This window comes from Flavobacterium sp. 90 (assembly GCF_004339525.1).
Taxonomy (GTDB): domain Bacteria; phylum Bacteroidota; class Bacteroidia; order Flavobacteriales; family Flavobacteriaceae; genus Flavobacterium.
Genome location: NZ_SMGE01000001.1, coordinates 2,738,672 through 2,753,852 on the forward strand (window position 1 = coordinate 2,738,672; position 15,181 = coordinate 2,753,852).

16 protein-coding genes are annotated in these 15,181 nt (G+C 33.7%); 14 read left to right on the forward strand and 2 right to left on the reverse strand.

Annotation, left to right across the window (positions count from 1 at the left end; genetic code table 11):
- Position 1: 1 nt before the first annotated feature.
- From C8C83_RS11045 to C8C83_RS11095, 11 genes are all read left to right on the forward strand, one after another.
- Positions 2 to 544, forward strand: coding sequence for a DUF177 domain-containing protein (locus tag C8C83_RS11045; protein ID WP_121330022.1), 543 nt, complete (start codon positions 2 to 4; stop codon positions 542 to 544).
- A 9-nt stretch (positions 545 to 553) separates the two neighbouring features.
- Positions 554 to 748: a 50S ribosomal protein L32 gene (rpmF, locus tag C8C83_RS11050; RefSeq protein WP_007137315.1), complete on the forward strand. Its 195-nt coding sequence runs from the start codon at positions 554 to 556 to the stop codon at positions 746 to 748.
- A gap of 173 nt (positions 749 to 921) precedes the next feature.
- Entirely contained in the window at positions 922 to 1,920 is a 999-nt protein-coding gene (locus C8C83_RS11055; protein ID WP_121328627.1) for a beta-ketoacyl-ACP synthase III, read from the forward strand.
- A gap of 23 nt (positions 1,921 to 1,943) precedes the next feature.
- Positions 1,944 to 2,432, forward strand: a complete 489-nt coding sequence (gene accB / locus C8C83_RS11060) for an acetyl-CoA carboxylase biotin carboxyl carrier protein (protein WP_121328629.1) — start codon at positions 1,944 to 1,946, stop codon at positions 2,430 to 2,432.
- A 108-nt stretch (positions 2,433 to 2,540) separates the two neighbouring features.
- A complete protein-coding gene (gene accC, locus C8C83_RS11065; RefSeq protein WP_026983588.1) occupies positions 2,541 to 3,887 on the forward strand; it encodes an acetyl-CoA carboxylase biotin carboxylase subunit in 1,347 nt (448 codons plus the stop codon).
- A gap of 544 nt (positions 3,888 to 4,431) precedes the next feature.
- The gene (locus C8C83_RS11070; protein WP_121328631.1) at positions 4,432 to 4,728 is read left to right on the forward strand and encodes a hypothetical protein; all 297 of its coding nucleotides are present in this window, start codon (positions 4,432 to 4,434) and stop codon (positions 4,726 to 4,728) included.
- An 84-nt stretch (positions 4,729 to 4,812) separates the two neighbouring features.
- The gene (locus tag C8C83_RS11075) at positions 4,813 to 5,109 is read left to right on the forward strand and encodes a hypothetical protein (RefSeq protein ID WP_121328633.1); all 297 of its coding nucleotides are present in this window, start codon (positions 4,813 to 4,815) and stop codon (positions 5,107 to 5,109) included.
- A 28-nt stretch (positions 5,110 to 5,137) separates the two neighbouring features.
- The gene (locus C8C83_RS11080; RefSeq protein WP_121328635.1) at positions 5,138 to 5,428 is read left to right on the forward strand and encodes a hypothetical protein; all 291 of its coding nucleotides are present in this window, start codon (positions 5,138 to 5,140) and stop codon (positions 5,426 to 5,428) included.
- 28 nt (positions 5,429 to 5,456) lie between these two features.
- Complete coding sequence (locus C8C83_RS11085; protein ID WP_121328637.1) at positions 5,457 to 5,750, forward strand: PepSY-like domain-containing protein; 294 nt, start codon at positions 5,457 to 5,459, stop codon at positions 5,748 to 5,750.
- A 14-nt stretch (positions 5,751 to 5,764) separates the two neighbouring features.
- Positions 5,765 to 6,061 (forward strand): hypothetical protein, encoded by a 297-nt coding sequence (locus tag C8C83_RS11090; protein WP_121328638.1) that lies wholly within the window; start codon positions 5,765 to 5,767, stop codon positions 6,059 to 6,061.
- A 128-nt stretch (positions 6,062 to 6,189) separates the two neighbouring features.
- Positions 6,190 to 7,536: a sigma-54 dependent transcriptional regulator gene (locus tag C8C83_RS11095; RefSeq protein WP_121328639.1), complete on the forward strand. Its 1,347-nt coding sequence runs from the start codon at positions 6,190 to 6,192 to the stop codon at positions 7,534 to 7,536.
- Here C8C83_RS11095 and C8C83_RS11100 read toward each other — a convergent pair.
- Together C8C83_RS11100 and C8C83_RS11105 are read right to left on the reverse strand one after the other, a co-directional pair.
- Entirely contained in the window at positions 7,533 to 9,971 is a 2,439-nt protein-coding gene (locus tag C8C83_RS11100; RefSeq protein WP_121328641.1) for an ATP-binding protein, read from the reverse strand. The genes C8C83_RS11095 and C8C83_RS11100 overlap by 4 nt on opposite strands.
- Before the next feature lie 168 nt (positions 9,972 to 10,139).
- The gene (locus C8C83_RS11105; protein WP_132011749.1) at positions 10,140 to 12,041 is read right to left on the reverse strand and encodes a S9 family peptidase; all 1,902 of its coding nucleotides are present in this window, start codon (positions 12,039 to 12,041) and stop codon (positions 10,140 to 10,142) included.
- 297 nt (positions 12,042 to 12,338) lie between these two features.
- Between C8C83_RS11105 and C8C83_RS11110 the strand changes: the two genes are divergently transcribed.
- Genes C8C83_RS11110 through C8C83_RS11120 form a run of 3 tightly spaced genes read left to right on the forward strand, consistent with a single transcriptional unit; the run spans position 12,339 to position 15,173 of the window.
- Positions 12,339 to 13,451 carry an FAD-dependent oxidoreductase gene (locus C8C83_RS11110; RefSeq protein ID WP_121328643.1) on the forward strand — a complete coding sequence of 371 codons (1,113 nt, stop codon included), beginning with the start codon at positions 12,339 to 12,341 and terminating at the stop codon, positions 13,449 to 13,451.
- The gene (gene mtgA, locus C8C83_RS11115; RefSeq protein ID WP_121328645.1) at positions 13,451 to 14,224 is read left to right on the forward strand and encodes a monofunctional biosynthetic peptidoglycan transglycosylase; all 774 of its coding nucleotides are present in this window, start codon (positions 13,451 to 13,453) and stop codon (positions 14,222 to 14,224) included. Before C8C83_RS11110 ends, mtgA begins: the two co-directional genes overlap by 1 nt.
- Positions 14,214 to 15,173, forward strand: coding sequence for a lipid A deacylase LpxR family protein (locus C8C83_RS11120; RefSeq protein ID WP_121328646.1), 960 nt, complete (start codon positions 14,214 to 14,216; stop codon positions 15,171 to 15,173). Before mtgA ends, C8C83_RS11120 begins: the two co-directional genes overlap by 11 nt.
- The last annotated feature ends 8 nt before the right edge of the window (positions 15,174 to 15,181 follow it).

Consider the following 15,181-nt stretch of genomic DNA (forward strand, 5'->3'; position numbering starts at 1 on the left):
AATGAGCAAAACAAAAGAATTTTTAATTCCTTTCATAGGATTAAAACTAGGAAAACACCATTTTGAGTATCAAATAAGTAACACGTTCTTTGAGAACTTTGATTACGACGAATTTCAAAGTTCGGATATCAAAGTAGGTTTAGTTTTAGATAAGAAAAGCAACATGTTAGAGTTGGAATTCAAACACAAAGGAACTGTAAATGTACCTTGTGATCTAACAGGCGAAGATTTTGATCTTCCTATAAAAGGGAAAATGAAATTGATTGTTCGCTTTGGAGATGAATTCAATAATGATAACGAAGAGTTGTTGATCTTGCCGCACGGAGAGCATGAAATAGATGTAATACAATACATTTATGAAATGATTGCACTTTCGGTACCGCTAAAACGAGTTCATCCAGGAGTAAAAGACGGAACTTTACAAAGTGAAGCTTTATCAAAACTGAATGAATTAAAAGTCAAAGAAGTAAAAGAAGAGAGTAAACAAGAAGAAGATATTGACCCGCGTTGGGACAAATTAAAGAAACTATTAACGGATAAATAATATAGTAAAATGGCACATCCTAAGAGAAAAATCTCGAAAACAAGAAGAGATAAGAGAAGAACACATTATAAAGCTACTGTAGCTCAAATCGCTACATGTCCTATTACTGGAGAAGCACATTTATACCACAGAGCTTACTGGCATGAAGGTAAAATGTATTACAGAGGGCAAGTTGTTATCGATAAATCTGTAGCGGTTGCTTAATACGTTTTCGTAAATGATACTGGAACTCTCACATAGTGAGAGTTTTTTTTGTTGGTTATAATTTTCTTTTTTTAAGAAAATGCATACAAATTCATTTCGTTTTTTTTTGTAATTTTCAAGTCTTTTAAAAATTTTTCAGATACCCTGTATTTGAAACGAAATAATAGAATATAATGAATACAATCACAGCCGCAATTACCGCTGTTGGAGGATACGTTCCAGACTTTGTACTTTCGAACAAAGTGCTTGAAACAATGGTCGATACCAATGACGAATGGATTACTACTCGTACCGGAATTAAAGAGAGAAGAATTCTTAAAGATGCTGACAAAGGAACTTCGTTTCTAGCTATAAAAGCAGCACAGGATTTAATAGCAAAAGCTAATATTGATCCCTTAGAGATTGATATGATAATAATGGCAACAGCTACTGCAGATATGCCTGTGGCTTCTACAGGAGTTTTTGTTGCAACACAAATTGGCGCCACTAATGCATTTGCATATGATTTACAAGCGGCGTGCTCAAGTTTTTTATATGGTATGTCTACTGCTGCAGCTTATGTACAATCAGGACGATACAAAAAAGTATTATTAATTGGTGCTGATAAAATGTCATCAATTGTTGATTATACAGACAGAGCAACTTGTATTATTTTTGGAGATGGAGCAGGAGCTGTTTTATTCGAACCAAATTATGAAGGCTTAGGCTTACAAGATGAATACTTACGAAGCGACGGTGTAGGACGCGATTTTCTTAAAATATCTGCCGGAGGTTCTCTAATACCAACTACTGAAGAGACCGTAAAAAATAAACTACACAATATTGTTCAGGACGGAAAAACAGTTTTTAAATTTGCTGTTACCAATATGGCTGATGCAAGCGAATTGATTCTAAAAAGAAACAATTTGACTAATGAGGATGTTAACTGGTTAGTACCACATCAGGCTAATAGACGTATTATAGATGCTACTGCTAGCAGAATGGAGCTTGAAGATTCAAAAGTATTAGTGAATATTGAAAAATATGGCAATACAACTTCAGCAACCTTGCCTTTAGTGTTAAATGACTTTGAACACCTGCTTAAAAAAGGAGATAATATTATTTTTGCTGCTTTTGGTGGTGGATTCACTTGGGGATCTATTTACCTAAAATGGGCTTACGATAAGAAATAAATTAAAACTAAAATCAAATCATTATGGATTTAAAAGAAATTCAAAACCTAATCAAATTTGTAGCAAATTCGGGAGTTGCAGAAGTAAAGTTAGAAATGGATGATGTAAAAATCACTATCAGAACTACTTTAGAAGGAAATGTAACTGAAACGACTTATGTACAACAATTACCAGCTCAGGCTGCGTTGCCACAAGCAGTTGCTCCGCAACAAACTGCTCCGGTTGTTGTAAATGTAAATAGTGAAGCACCGGCTCCAGCTGAAGATTCTAAATTCATCACTATAAAATCTCCAATTATTGGAACTTTTTATAGAAAACCATCTCCGGACAAACCAGTTTTTACTGAAGTAGGAAGCACTATTGCAAAAGGTGATGTTCTTTGTGTAATTGAAGCAATGAAATTATTCAACGAAATCGAATCAGAAGTTTCAGGTAAAATTGTAAAAATTCTTGTAGACGATATGTCTCCTGTAGAATTTGACCAACCTTTATTCTTAGTTGATCCATCATAAATAAATTTAGATTTTAGATTTTAGATTTTAGAGGGATTCGCAAGAAGTTTTGTTAATCATCTAAAATTATCTAATTATCGAATTGTCTAATTATCTAATTAAAATAAGATGTTTAAAAAAATATTAATTGCGAATAGAGGAGAAATTGCACTTCGTGTAATTCGTACATGTAAGGAAATGGGAATCAAAACTGTAGCAGTTTACTCTACAGCCGATGCGGAGAGTTTACATGTTAAGTTTGCTGATGAAGCGGTTTGTATTGGTCCCCCTCCAAGTAACTTATCGTATTTGAAAATGTCAAATATTATTGCTGCTGCAGAAATTACTAACGCAGACGCAATACATCCAGGATATGGATTTCTTTCTGAGAATGCTAAATTCTCAAAAATTTGTCAAGAGCACGGAATCAAATTTATTGGTGCCGCTCCTGAAATGATTGATAAAATGGGAGATAAAGCTTCTGCAAAAGCTACAATGAAAGCTGCAGGAGTTCCATGTGTACCAGGTTCTGACGGATTATTAGAATCTTTCGAACAAACACAAAAATTAGCTAAAGAATTTGGTTACCCGGTTATGCTTAAAGCTACCGCTGGTGGTGGTGGAAAAGGAATGCGTGCGGTATGGAAAGAAGATGAATTATTGAAAGCATGGGAAAGTGCACGTCAGGAAGCTGCTGCTGCATTTGGAAATGACGGGATGTACATGGAGAAACTTATCGAAGAGCCACGTCATATCGAAATTCAGGTTGTTGGAGATTCATACGGAAAAGCATGTCATCTTTCTGAAAGAGACTGTTCAGTACAACGTCGTCACCAAAAATTAACTGAAGAAACACCTTCACCATTCATGACAGACGAATTGCGTGCTGCAATGGGAGAAGCTGCTGTAAAAGCTGCAGAATTCATTAAGTACGAAGGAGCTGGAACTGTAGAGTTTTTAGTGGACAAACACAGGAACTTCTATTTCATGGAAATGAATACACGTATTCAGGTTGAGCACCCAATCACAGAACAAGTTATTGATTATGATTTGATTCGTGAGCAAATTATGGTTGCTGCCGGAATTCCAATTTCAGGAAAAAACTATTTACCACAATTACACGCAATCGAATGTCGTATTAATGCTGAAGATCCTTATAACGATTTTCGTCCTTCACCAGGAAAAATTACTACACTTCATATGCCAGGAGGACACGGAGTTCGTTTAGATACTCACGTTTATTCAGGTTATAGTATTCCGCCAAACTACGATTCAATGATCGCTAAGTTAATTACTACGGCACAATCTCGTGAAGAAGCTATCAGCAAAATGCGAAGAGCTCTTGATGAATTCGTGATCGAAGGTGTAAAAACAACAATACCTTTCCATAGACAATTAATGGATGATCCAAGATATATTGCAGGAGATTATACAACTGCATTTATGGATACTTTTAAAATGAATCCAATCGAATAATTAAAAAAAGGCTGTCAATTTTGACAGCCTTTTTTATTATATATGGTTTTGTTATTTATCTAGCCACTATCAAATTGTATGTTACGCGATTTATTATTCCATAAGAATATTTGATCGGTAGAAAAAAAATAATACAATTTTCGCATTATGTCCTGTAAGGACAATTGTTTCAATGAAATTAATCACAACAGAAACTGTTTTTTATTAATCAAACGTTCCTACGGAACGTATTGGCAGGAACAAAATCTAATCTACCAACCAGACATTCTTACGGATTGATTATTTTTTTAAACTCACCGATTATGCTTTGAAACTTATAGGGTTTTATTGATTAATATATGATGTATACACTTTTAGTGTATATTTTTTACACACTTTTATAACGTATTACACACTTTTTTGTAATTTTAAACAATAGTAAATTTTAATTAAACTCTTAAAAAACAGGGTTTTAATGGGTTTGTGGCATCATCTTTAAGTAACGGCATAATAATTTCATTACCTAAAGCGTAAACAAACTATTAAATAATTAAAATATACTATTATGAAAAATCTATTTTTATCAGCCGCAATTGTTTTAGGAGGTTTAACTTCATTCGCTTCTACAGCTCCAATAACAAATACTATTGTAAAAACTGTTGTAGTTTCAGACGAATACACAGAAATTAAATTGGAAGAATTACCAGCTCCAATTAATGAAGCTTTGAAAAAAGCATATCCAACCGCAGTTATTACAAAAGCATATAAAAACGAAAAATCAGAATATAAATTAGACGTTACAGTTGGTGACAAAGTAGGAAATCTTTTTGCTAATGCAGATGGATCTTGGATTAAAAAATAATCAAATATTAATCTAAATCGATTCTCGTGAAGATTCAAATTAGCAATATCAGACTCAAATTAACAACACTAAACTACAACTATCATGAAAAATTTATTTTTATCAGCCGCAATCGTTTTGGGAGGTTTAACATCATTTGCATCAACTTCTCCAATTTCAAATACAATCGTAAAAACAATCTCATTTCAAGACGAGTACACTGAAATTAAACTAGAAGAAGTTCCGGTTGCCGTAACAGATGCTCTTAAAAAAGCATATCCGGACGCGATTCTTTCAAAAGCATTCAAAAATGCAAGTTCAGAATATAAATTAAGTGTTACAGTAGGAGACAAAGTAGGTTCTCTTTATGCAAATGCAGACGGATCTTGGATCAAAAAATAATCAGGGCTAACCCTTAAAAAATATCACTATGAAAAAGTTAATCTTATCGGCAGCTATCGTTTTAGGAAGTTTGTCAATGCAAGCAGGAAATACTATCGTAAACAATTCAGTGTTACAGTTAGTAAATGTTCAGGATGATTATAAAGAAGTTGACGCTGTTCCGGCAGCAATAAAAACAGCTCTTGACAATGCATATCCAGGTGTGAAACTGGAGAAAGCATATGTAAATTCAAAAAAAGAGTATAAAATTGAAGTCACTGTTCGAGGCGAAAAATCAACTGTTTATACAGATGCTTCGGGTAACATTCTTAAGAAATAAATTAAACTAACTATAAAAACTATTTATTATGAAAAAGCTAATCTTATCTGCAGCAATCATTTTAGGAGGATTATCAGTTCAGGCAACCACGCCTGCGGTAAAAACTTCAATGACACAATCAGTAATTCAGGACGAATACACTGAAGTTGCAGCTGATGCTGTTCCGGCAGCCGTAAAGTCGACTATCGAAAAATCTTTCCCTAACACGAAACTTGAAAAAGCGTACAAAAACGACAAGAATCAGTACAAACTTGAAATTTCAAGCGGAGAGAAAAAGTATACTGTATTTACAGATGCTTCAGGAAATATCATTAAAAAATAATTAAAAAGAGCACTATGAAAAAGTTAATCTTATCAGCAGCGATCGTTCTGGGAAGTTTGTCAATTTACGCAAGTACATCAGCAACTCCCGAGCAAGCAAAAATGACTATTTCGATTCAAGCCGAATATACTGAAGTTAGTGCAGATGCTGTACCCGCTGCTGTAAAAACCGCTTTGCAAACTGCTTATCCAGGTGCAAAACTGGACAAGGCGTTTGTTAACGAAAAGAAAGAATACAAATTAGAAATATCGGTTGGTGACCAAAAGGCTACTGTTTACTCAGATGTCAATGGCAACTGGTTGAAGATATAATTAGGTGAAATTAGATTTATGTTTTTGGTGAAAAAGAGATTGCTTCGAGCAATCTCTTTTTTTTTGCATAATTTTGTGAAAAGACAATTTTATTAGTATTATTTTAGCAAAAAAGTCCCTAAAAACAAATGCCAAAGATATTACTGATAGAAGATGATATTTCGTTTTGCAAATTATTAGAGAAATTTCTAGTAAAAAAAGCATACGAAGTAACTATAGCTTTCTCGGCTGCAGAAGCCAAAATAGCAATCAAGAACGAATCCTTTGATTTGATTTTGACAGATCTTCGTTTGCCTGATTCTGATGGTATTGGACTTATGTCAGAATTTAAAATTTCTCATCCTCATATTCCTGTTATTCTTATGACAGGTTATTCAGATGTAAATACAGCAGTAAAAGCCATTAAAAACGGCGCTGCAGATTATATTTCGAAACCTTTTAATCCAGATGAGGTTTTGTTGGTTATTACCAATGCATTGCAAAATTCTGAGGTCGAAGAAGAAACTCCTGTAAAAGAAAAGAAAGCAGCTAAAAAACCTGTTGCAACAGAAAATGAATTTGTAAAAGGAATTTCTGTAGCGTCTAAGAAATTACTGGATCATATTCATTTGGTAAGTCCTACAGATATGTCGGTTTTGATTATTGGTGAAAGCGGAACAGGTAAAGAAATTATTGCCAAAAGTATTCATCAGCAAAGCACCAGAAAAAACAATAACTTTATTGCAGTTGATTGCGGAGCGATTCCGAAAGAATTAGCAGCAAGTGAATTTTTCGGACATTTAAAAGGATCTTTTACAGGCGCGATAAACGATAAGATTGGTTATTTTGAAGCAGCAAATGGCGGAACTATATTTTTGGATGAAATAGGAAACCTTTCGTACGAAAATCAAATTCAGTTACTGAGAGCGCTTCAGGAGCGAAAAATAAAACCAGTTGGAAGCAACAAAGAAATTAACGTCGATATAAGGATTATTACTGCAACAAACGAAGATTTGCGTGAAGCAGTAAAAAACGGCGATTTTAGAGAAGATTTATACCATAGAATCAATGAATTCTCCATTCTTTCTCCATCATTAAAAGATCGTGATGAAGATTTGATGGTTTTTGCCGATTATTTTCTGGAAAAAGCCAATCAGCAATTAAATAAAGATATTATAGGTTTTTCACCAGAAGTCGTTACAATTTTCCAAAATTATAATTGGCCAGGAAATTTACGTGAATTGCAAAATTGCGTCAAACGCGCCACGCTTTTATCTCAGGGAAATTATATTGAAAGCGATGTTTTGCCAATAGAATTTTTTCAGATTCAAAAGCAACAAAATGGCAACGGTAATTTTTCATTATCCGAAAACGAAAAAGAAGCCATTATTCATGCTTTATCAAAAGCAAAGAATAATAAATCTGAAGCTGCAAAATTATTAAAGATTACCCGAAAGACACTTTACAATAAATTGAAACAATATAATATCGATTAAACGAGTTCTTCTTTTAGGGCTTCAAAAAGTAAATTAGTTTTTACTTCTAAATCTTTAAAAACGCTTTTCATTTCGGAAATTTCAAAATCGTTTTTCTCCAGTTTTTTCAGAATATCACCAATTTCTCGTGCTTCAATTTGTTTGAACATTGGAGCAATTCTGTGTGCAATCGATTTGATTTCGTCTCTGTTTTCTTCGGTAATTGCATTTTCCAGAAAAGTTAGATTTTCGGCGCTGCTTTCGATAAACGATTTTATAACTTCTTTCAAAGCTTCATTGTCGTTTCCTAGAAATTCATTCAGCGTTTTTAACGAATACAGTTGTGTTGAAGTGTTTTCGTCGTTTTCTATAATTTCGGTATTTGATAATTCGCCATTTTCCAGAATATGTCCAATTGTTTCCAGTAATACTTTAGGCGAATATGGTTTTTGTATAACGGTTGTAAATCCTGCTTTAGAATAAACAGAAAAATCCAGATCAGTTCTTCCGGTTAACGCAATTACAGGCTGATTTTTGTATGTTGAATTTCCGTTATTTTTTAATTTCTCAAGAAAAGCAAAACCATCCATTTCCGGCATCTGAATATCCGTAATAACAAAGTCAAAAGAAGTATTTTTTATTGCTTCAAGCGCTTTAATCGCACTATTAAAAGACAAAACATTATGGCCTTCTTGTCTTAAAACTCCGCTTGTTAAATTCAAAAGATTGATATCGTCATCAAGAACAATAAAAGTTTGTTTTTTAATATCTCCCGAAATTGTTTTTTTAACTTCAGAAATAGAATTTTGGCTGATATCAAATAATAATGGAAGCTGAATTTCAAAAGTGCTTCCTTTTCCAAAAGTACTTTCAAGTTGTAAATTCCCGCCCAGAATAGCGATTATCTTTTGGCAGATTGATAAACCTAAGCCAGTTCCGCCGTATTTTTTTTCTATGCCTTCATTTGCCTGTGCAAATTCTTCAAAAACTAATTTCTGATTCGATTTTTCAATTCCAATTCCTGTATCTTCAATTGTAATCGTAAAAAAGTTTTCGTCACTAATATAAGCGCTGATTTTTATAAAACCTTCTTCCGTAAATTTATAAGCATTTCCAATGATATTGCTCAAAATTTGTTTCAATCGAAAAGGATCACCAACAATTCTTGAGTTCAGTTTTTCGTCGACATTAATAATAAGATCGATATTCTTTTGTTTGTAAACCGTCTGAATACTTTTGGCAACTTCGTCAATAATTTCAGGCAAGAGAAAAGGAACTTTTTCTATCGAAATTTTTCCGGCTTCAATTTGAGAAAAATCCAGTAAATCCTGAACTAATTGCGTAATATATTCAGATGAATTTTTGATATTTTTAATAAAATAAGATTGTTTCGTATTAACATCAGAATTGCCCAAAAGCTCCGAGTAACCTACAATCGTACTCAACGGCGTTTTTAAATCATGACTAACCGTCGAAATTAATTGTTCGCGACTTTTAAGCAGGTTTTTAGTTTTGAAATTGGCGATTTCAAGCTGTTTTTTATACAATTGCGATTTAGAGTAATCGCTCACAATCAAAATAGAGAAAAACAAAGTCAATACCAGACCAATAATAGCCGAAGCCGTTACAATTTCGTTGACTTTTTTAAGTGATTTTTCTTTAAGGGAATTGTTTTTTATCGAGTTGATAATGATTTCTCTTTCGATAATTCGAAGTACTTTTCGAAGTTGTTCAGAGATTGCAATTTCATTCTTTAATAATTTGTTTTCTTGAAAATTCAGAGATTCCTTTTTCTTTTCGGCTCTCATTTTTACAGAGCTCAAAAGCTTTTTAGAATTCGCCAAAATAGAATCCGAAGCTTGTTTGCTTAATGTATTTGTACTATCGTCCGGAATATTCTGATTTAGGTAATCAACATATTTCTGAAGGACATTTTTTTGATAACTTCCTAATTGGTTTGGATTTTTAGTAAAATCCTGAAGTTCTAATTTTCGAAGTTTAAACTCCATTTTTGTAATTTCGTCAATCGCAGTATTTACAGAAACTTCATCATCAGCTTTGTTTTTTATCGTTTTTAATTGCTGAATGTTTTTGGTTTTTTCAGACAAATAATAAGTAACACTATCTAATAATGTTTTTTGATATTGAGTCGTAACAATTTGTTTTAAAGTGTCAATTCGGGATTTTAAAGAATCAGTTTCAACGAGATAACTTTTGAAATCTTCTTCAGAATTCGTTTGGATTGTTTTTCTCGCAAGGCTCTCTGTTTTATAAACATTGGAGAATAATTTACTAACTCTTAGGATTTTGGTTTTTTCGAATGCAATTTTATCTTCTAATTTATTATAAACTACATTCTCCGAATATAAAAACCATCCAACTGTGACAACCAAAGCCAGTAATGCAACATAGCTGAAGAGGACTTTTAACGCCGTGTAACTTTTTTTGCTCTCCATAAATGTGTTAGTAGGATTTGGAAGTTCTTTTAAACTGCAATTTATTTAAAAAAAACTGTTTTAAAAAGATAAATTAATGCTAATGTCTTACATAATTCAAACTTCTAAAGAACAAAAAAGCCGCAGATTGTATAAAATCTGCGGCTTTTTTTATTGTAATTTATAGAGTTAAAGTGTTTCTTCTAACCATTTGAAAAATTCACCTTGCCAAACCTGAGCGTTTTGTGGCTTTAAAACCCAGTGATTTTCATCAGGGAAATAAACCAAACGGCTTTTGATTCCTCTTAATTGAGCAGCTTGAAAAGCCTCTTGTCCTTGTCCAATTGGCACACGGAAATCTTTTCCGCCCTGAACTATTAAAATAGGTTTGTTCCAATTTTGAACCAAAGTTGCAGGATTAAAAGTAGTGTACGCTTTTTGAGCCACAGCATTGTCTTTTTCCCAGTAAGCACCGCCAAAATCCCAGTTATTAAAGAAAACTTCTTCGGTAGTTCCTAACATACTAACTGTGTTGAAAACACCATCGTGAGCAATAAAAGTTTTGAAACGGTTTTTATGAATTCCAGCTAAATAAAACACAGAATATCCTCCGTAACTTGCACCAACGCAACCTAAACGAGATTTGTCAACGTAGTTTTCTTTAGACACATCGTCAATCGCAGAAAGGTAATCGTCCATAACTTGTCCGCCCCAATCTTTACTAATTTGCTCGTTCCATTCAACGCCATGTCCGGGCATTCCGCGACGGTTTGGTGCAACAACAACGTAACCTTTAGCCGCCATTAATTGAAAATTCCAACGGAAAGAATACGATTGTGTCAACGCAGATTGTGGTCCGCCTTGGCAAAACAATAAAGTTGGATATTTTTTAGTAGCGTCAAAATTTGGAGGTAAAATCACCCAAACCAACATTTTTTTGCCATCAGTAGTAGTAACATAACGTTTTTCGGTTTTGCTAATTGCTACCGTTTTGTATGTTTCTGTATTTACATTAGACAATTGTTTCCAAGTGTTTTTCTTCAAATTAAAAGAAAAAATCTCCGGAGCGTGATTCATGTCATTTCTGGTAACAATAATATCGTCGCCTGCAAAACCAACTAAATCATTAACATCAAAATCTCCGTTTGTCAATTGACGAACCTGAATCGCAATTTTTGTTAATCCCGGAAAGTTTACCGAAAAAAGTTGTTTTGTACCATCAACTGGAGCTACAAAAAATACATTTTTACCGTCTTTACTCCAGATAAAATTATCTACAGTTCCGTCCCAATTTGCCGTTAAGTTTGTTTTGATTCCTTTAAACTCAACAATAATATCATTTTTATCAGCCTCATAACCGTCACGTTTCATTTGTAACCAAGTCAGGTTTCCTGTTGGCGAAAATTGTGGCGCAGTATCATAACCTAAATTTCCTTCGGTTCTGTTTGTCGTTTTTTGAGTCTCTAAGTTGTACTCATAAATGTCAGTATTTGTAGAAATTGCATATTGCGTTCCTGCTTTTTTCTTGCAAACATACAAGATACTTTTTCCGCCAGGAGACCAGATGTAATCTTCGTCACCTCCAAAAGGTTTTTGTGGAGAATCGAAATTCTCACCTTTTAAGATGTCAATTCCAGTTGCGCCATCTTTGTTTTCTTTATAAAAAACGTGGTTAAATTTTCCTTCGTTCCAGGTGTCCCAATGACGGTAATCTAAGCCATCATAAATCTGAACTTCTGATTTGTCTAACTTTGGATAAAAATCCTTACCCAAAACTTTGTCAATTTTTACTTCGTCATTATACACTAAAAATTTTCCGTCAGGCGAAACATTTTTGTCTGCCAAAATTTCTTTTGTATCCTTAATTTCAGTTGCGTTTCCACCATTTACAGGTACAATATAAAATTTAGAATGCGATTTGTTTTCTTCTACAGAAGGAGTAGAAACTTTAAAAACAACATTTTTCGCATCTTTTGAAAGACCAAGAGCACTTACTCTTCCTAATTTCCATAACAATTCAGGAGACATTACAGTCTGTCCAATGGCGTTTAAACTCATCATTATTAAGGTTGTAAATAATACTTTTTTCATAATAAAATTCTAATATTCGTGGGGCTAAAAGTACGAATATATTTCAGCAACTAAATGTTAAAAGATTTAAACCATATAAGTGATATAAGTTCATTTAATTGAGGATGACAATTAAGTTCGCTCAGTCTGGCAAAGAGTTTAGTGCGCAAAACTTAGTATTATCTTATATCACTTATATGGTTTAGAAAAGTTCATTTAGCTAAGACAGATAAAGAGTTTAATACGTGAAAATTTAAATGAACTTATATAACTTATATGGTGAAACAAAAAATCAGTATTTTTATAAAAAATTGAGAAATGGAATTAAGTTATTGGGAACTTAAAAACTGGTTTACAAATGTTGATTTTACAATCGTTGGTAGCGGTATTGTAGGGTTGCATGCTGCATTGCGCTTACGCGAAAGATTCCCAACTGCAAAAATTCTGGTGTTAGAAAAAGGCATGTTACCGCAAGGCGCAAGCACCAAAAACGCAGGTTTTGCTTGTTTTGGAAGCCTTTCTGAAATTATGGATGATTTAAAAACGCATTCAGAAGAAGATGTTATCAATCTTATCGAGAAACGTTGGAAAGGTTTGCAATTACTCCGAAAAAGATTAGGAGATTCTGCAATTGATTTTAAACCTCATGGCGGATATGAATTGTTTTTGAAAGAAGACGAACTTGGTTTTAGCGAATGTATTTCGAAATTACCTTTTATAAACGAAATTCTAAAACCACTTTTCAAAGCCGATGTTTTTACCAAAGAAACAGACCGATTTGGGTTTGGAGATATTCAGGATTACTTAGTTTTTAATCCGTTTGAAGCCCAGATTGATACCGGAAATATGATGCAGGAAGTGTTGCGCCAAGCAGTTTCGGATAATATTTTAATTCTCAATCAACAAACAGTTACGGCATATTCTGATTTAGGGAATCAGGTTGAAATCGTTTTTAATGATTTTAGTTTTAAATCAAAAAAAATGCTTTTTGCTACAAATGGTTTTGCAAATACATTGACAAAAGGAGCCGTTCAGCCTGCAAGAGCGCAAGTTTTAATTACAGAACCAATTCCGGGTTTAGATATAAAAGGAACATTTCATTTAGACAGAGGTTATTATTATTTCAGAAATATAAATGACAGAATCTTACTTGGAGGCGGACGAAATCTGGATTTTGAAACTGAAAATACAAGCGAATTTGGTCAGACGAAAATTGTGCAAAATAAATTGGAGGATTTACTTAAAAATGTAATTTTACCAAATCAGGACTTTCAGATTGCGCACCGTTGGAGTGGAATAATGGGAGTTGGAAATAGCAAAAGTCCAGTTGTTACACAACTATCTGAAAACGTGTTTTGTGGAGTGCGTTTAGGCGGAATGGGAGTGGCAATTGGCAGTTTAGTAGGAACAGAATTAGCAGATTTAATATAATGGCAGCAACCAAAAAACCAGTACCAAAAAAAGCAACAACAGCGAGTAAACCAAAACCGGCTTCGAAGAAAACCAATCGTTCTTTTGGAGAAAAAGTAAAATGGTTTTTTATAAAAGCTTGTTTATGGTTTTTTGGAGTTTCGATCGCGTCCGTCGTATTTTTTAAATATGTTCCGGTGCCGTTTACGCCTTTAATGATCATTCGTGCCATCGAAAATAAAATGGATGGAAAGGAGGTTTATTTTGATCACGACTGGGAACCAATTGAAAAGATTTCGATGAATCTTCAGAAAGCGGTAATTGCAAGTGAAGACGGAACTTTCTTAACTCACAACGGTTTTGATTTTAAAGCTTTGCAAAAAGCATATAAAAGTAACGAACGCGGCCGCCGAATTCGTGGCGGAAGTACAATTTCGCAACAAACTGCCAAGAATGTTTTTTTATGGCAAGGGAAAAGTTATTTGCGAAAAGGACTAGAAGCTTATTTCACTGTTTTGATCGAAATTATCTGGGGCAAAGAACGCATCATGGAAGTTTATTTGAATAGCATCGAAATGGGCGATGGAGTTTATGGTGCATATGCCGCAACAGAACATTGGTATCGTAGAGATGCTTCGAGCTTAACGCCAATGCAAGCTGCAGGGATTGCCGCAATATTACCAAATCCAAGAAAGTTTAAAGCAACAGGATCTTCAAGTTATATCAACAGACGTAAAGAAAGAATAGTTCGTGAAATGCGTGCTGTTGGAAAAATAAATTATAATGCGAAATAAAAAAGTTCTTTTTGCATTACTGATATTATCATCGACTTTGATTTTTGGACAGGCAAAAACAAAAGAAATTGGTCTTATTACAGATAATGATTTATACACTTCATCAAAAAATGATATGTATTATACCAACGGTTTAGAGCTTTTCTACCGTTTTCTGTCGAAGAATAACAACGAAAAAATCGATAAAAAAATCACCGAATTTCGCATTGGGCAATATATTTATAATCCAAGATTTATTAATGCAGAAGCCGTTGGAGAAAATGATCGCCCGTTTACCGCTTATCTTTTTGCCGAAGCCGGAAGAAGCTTTTTTTATAAAAGTGAGTCGGTTTTAAAAACTGATTTTCAGTTGGGTTTTATGGGGCCAAATGCTTTTGGAAGACAAACACAAGAAAGTTTCCATCACCTTATAGGTTACAAAACAGTTTACGGCTGGGAAAACCAATTGCATAATGCTTTTGGCGCTCAGGCACACGTTTTATATTCAAAGAAATTGTTTCCAAATAAACACAATGATTTTGTAGATCTTCATTTTCAGTCAGAAGGCAATTTGGGAACTATTTTTACAGGAGTTTCTACAGGATTCCTAACCCGAATAGGGTTTAAGAGATTATTACCCATTTACGATTCAAATATGCACGATGCTTCTGTAAGTTCAGAACCACAATATAATATTCGGGAATTTTATTTTTATGCTATTCCAAGCGTCAATTACCAGTTTTATGACGCAACAATTCAGGGAAGCATGTTCAACAATACAAGTCCGTTAACCTTTGATATAACGCATTGGCGCTTCAATGCCGAATTTGGCCTAAAATACCGCCACAACAATTGGAATTTATCTTATTCCTTTATCTACAGAGGCAGAGAAGTAGAACCTAATGAAATTACAAATACAAGCGCAGGCTACTTTTTCGGATCGATTCGATTGGGATATTTGTTGAAGTAGGTTTTTTT

Coding starts and splice junctions, on each gene's coding strand:
- C8C83_RS11070 (WP_121328631.1), top strand. CDS start 4,432: ATGAAAAATCTATTTTTATCAGCCGCAATTGTTTTAGGAGGTTTAACT.
- C8C83_RS11055 (WP_121328627.1), top strand. CDS start 922: ATGAATACAATCACAGCCGCAATTACCGCTGTTGGAGGATACGTTCCA.
- C8C83_RS11120 (WP_121328646.1), top strand. CDS start 14,214: ATGCGAAATAAAAAAGTTCTTTTTGCATTACTGATATTATCATCGACT.
- C8C83_RS11105 (WP_132011749.1), bottom strand. CDS start 12,041: ATGAAAAAAGTATTATTTACAACCTTAATAATGATGAGTTTAAACGCC.
- C8C83_RS11100 (WP_121328641.1), bottom strand. CDS start 9,971: ATGGAGAGCAAAAAAAGTTACACGGCGTTAAAAGTCCTCTTCAGCTAT.
- C8C83_RS11095 (WP_121328639.1), top strand. CDS start 6,190: ATGCCAAAGATATTACTGATAGAAGATGATATTTCGTTTTGCAAATTA.
- C8C83_RS11075 (WP_121328633.1), top strand. CDS start 4,813: ATGAAAAATTTATTTTTATCAGCCGCAATCGTTTTGGGAGGTTTAACA.
- C8C83_RS11110 (WP_121328643.1), top strand. CDS start 12,339: ATGGAATTAAGTTATTGGGAACTTAAAAACTGGTTTACAAATGTTGAT.
- mtgA (WP_121328645.1), top strand. CDS start 13,451: ATGGCAGCAACCAAAAAACCAGTACCAAAAAAAGCAACAACAGCGAGT.
- rpmF (WP_007137315.1), top strand. CDS start 554: ATGGCACATCCTAAGAGAAAAATCTCGAAAACAAGAAGAGATAAGAGA.
- C8C83_RS11090 (WP_121328638.1), top strand. CDS start 5,765: ATGAAAAAGTTAATCTTATCAGCAGCGATCGTTCTGGGAAGTTTGTCA.
- accC (WP_026983588.1), top strand. CDS start 2,541: ATGTTTAAAAAAATATTAATTGCGAATAGAGGAGAAATTGCACTTCGT.
- C8C83_RS11085 (WP_121328637.1), top strand. CDS start 5,457: ATGAAAAAGCTAATCTTATCTGCAGCAATCATTTTAGGAGGATTATCA.
- accB (WP_121328629.1), top strand. CDS start 1,944: ATGGATTTAAAAGAAATTCAAAACCTAATCAAATTTGTAGCAAATTCG.
- C8C83_RS11080 (WP_121328635.1), top strand. CDS start 5,138: ATGAAAAAGTTAATCTTATCGGCAGCTATCGTTTTAGGAAGTTTGTCA.
- C8C83_RS11045 (WP_121330022.1), top strand. CDS start 2: ATGAGCAAAACAAAAGAATTTTTAATTCCTTTCATAGGATTAAAACTA.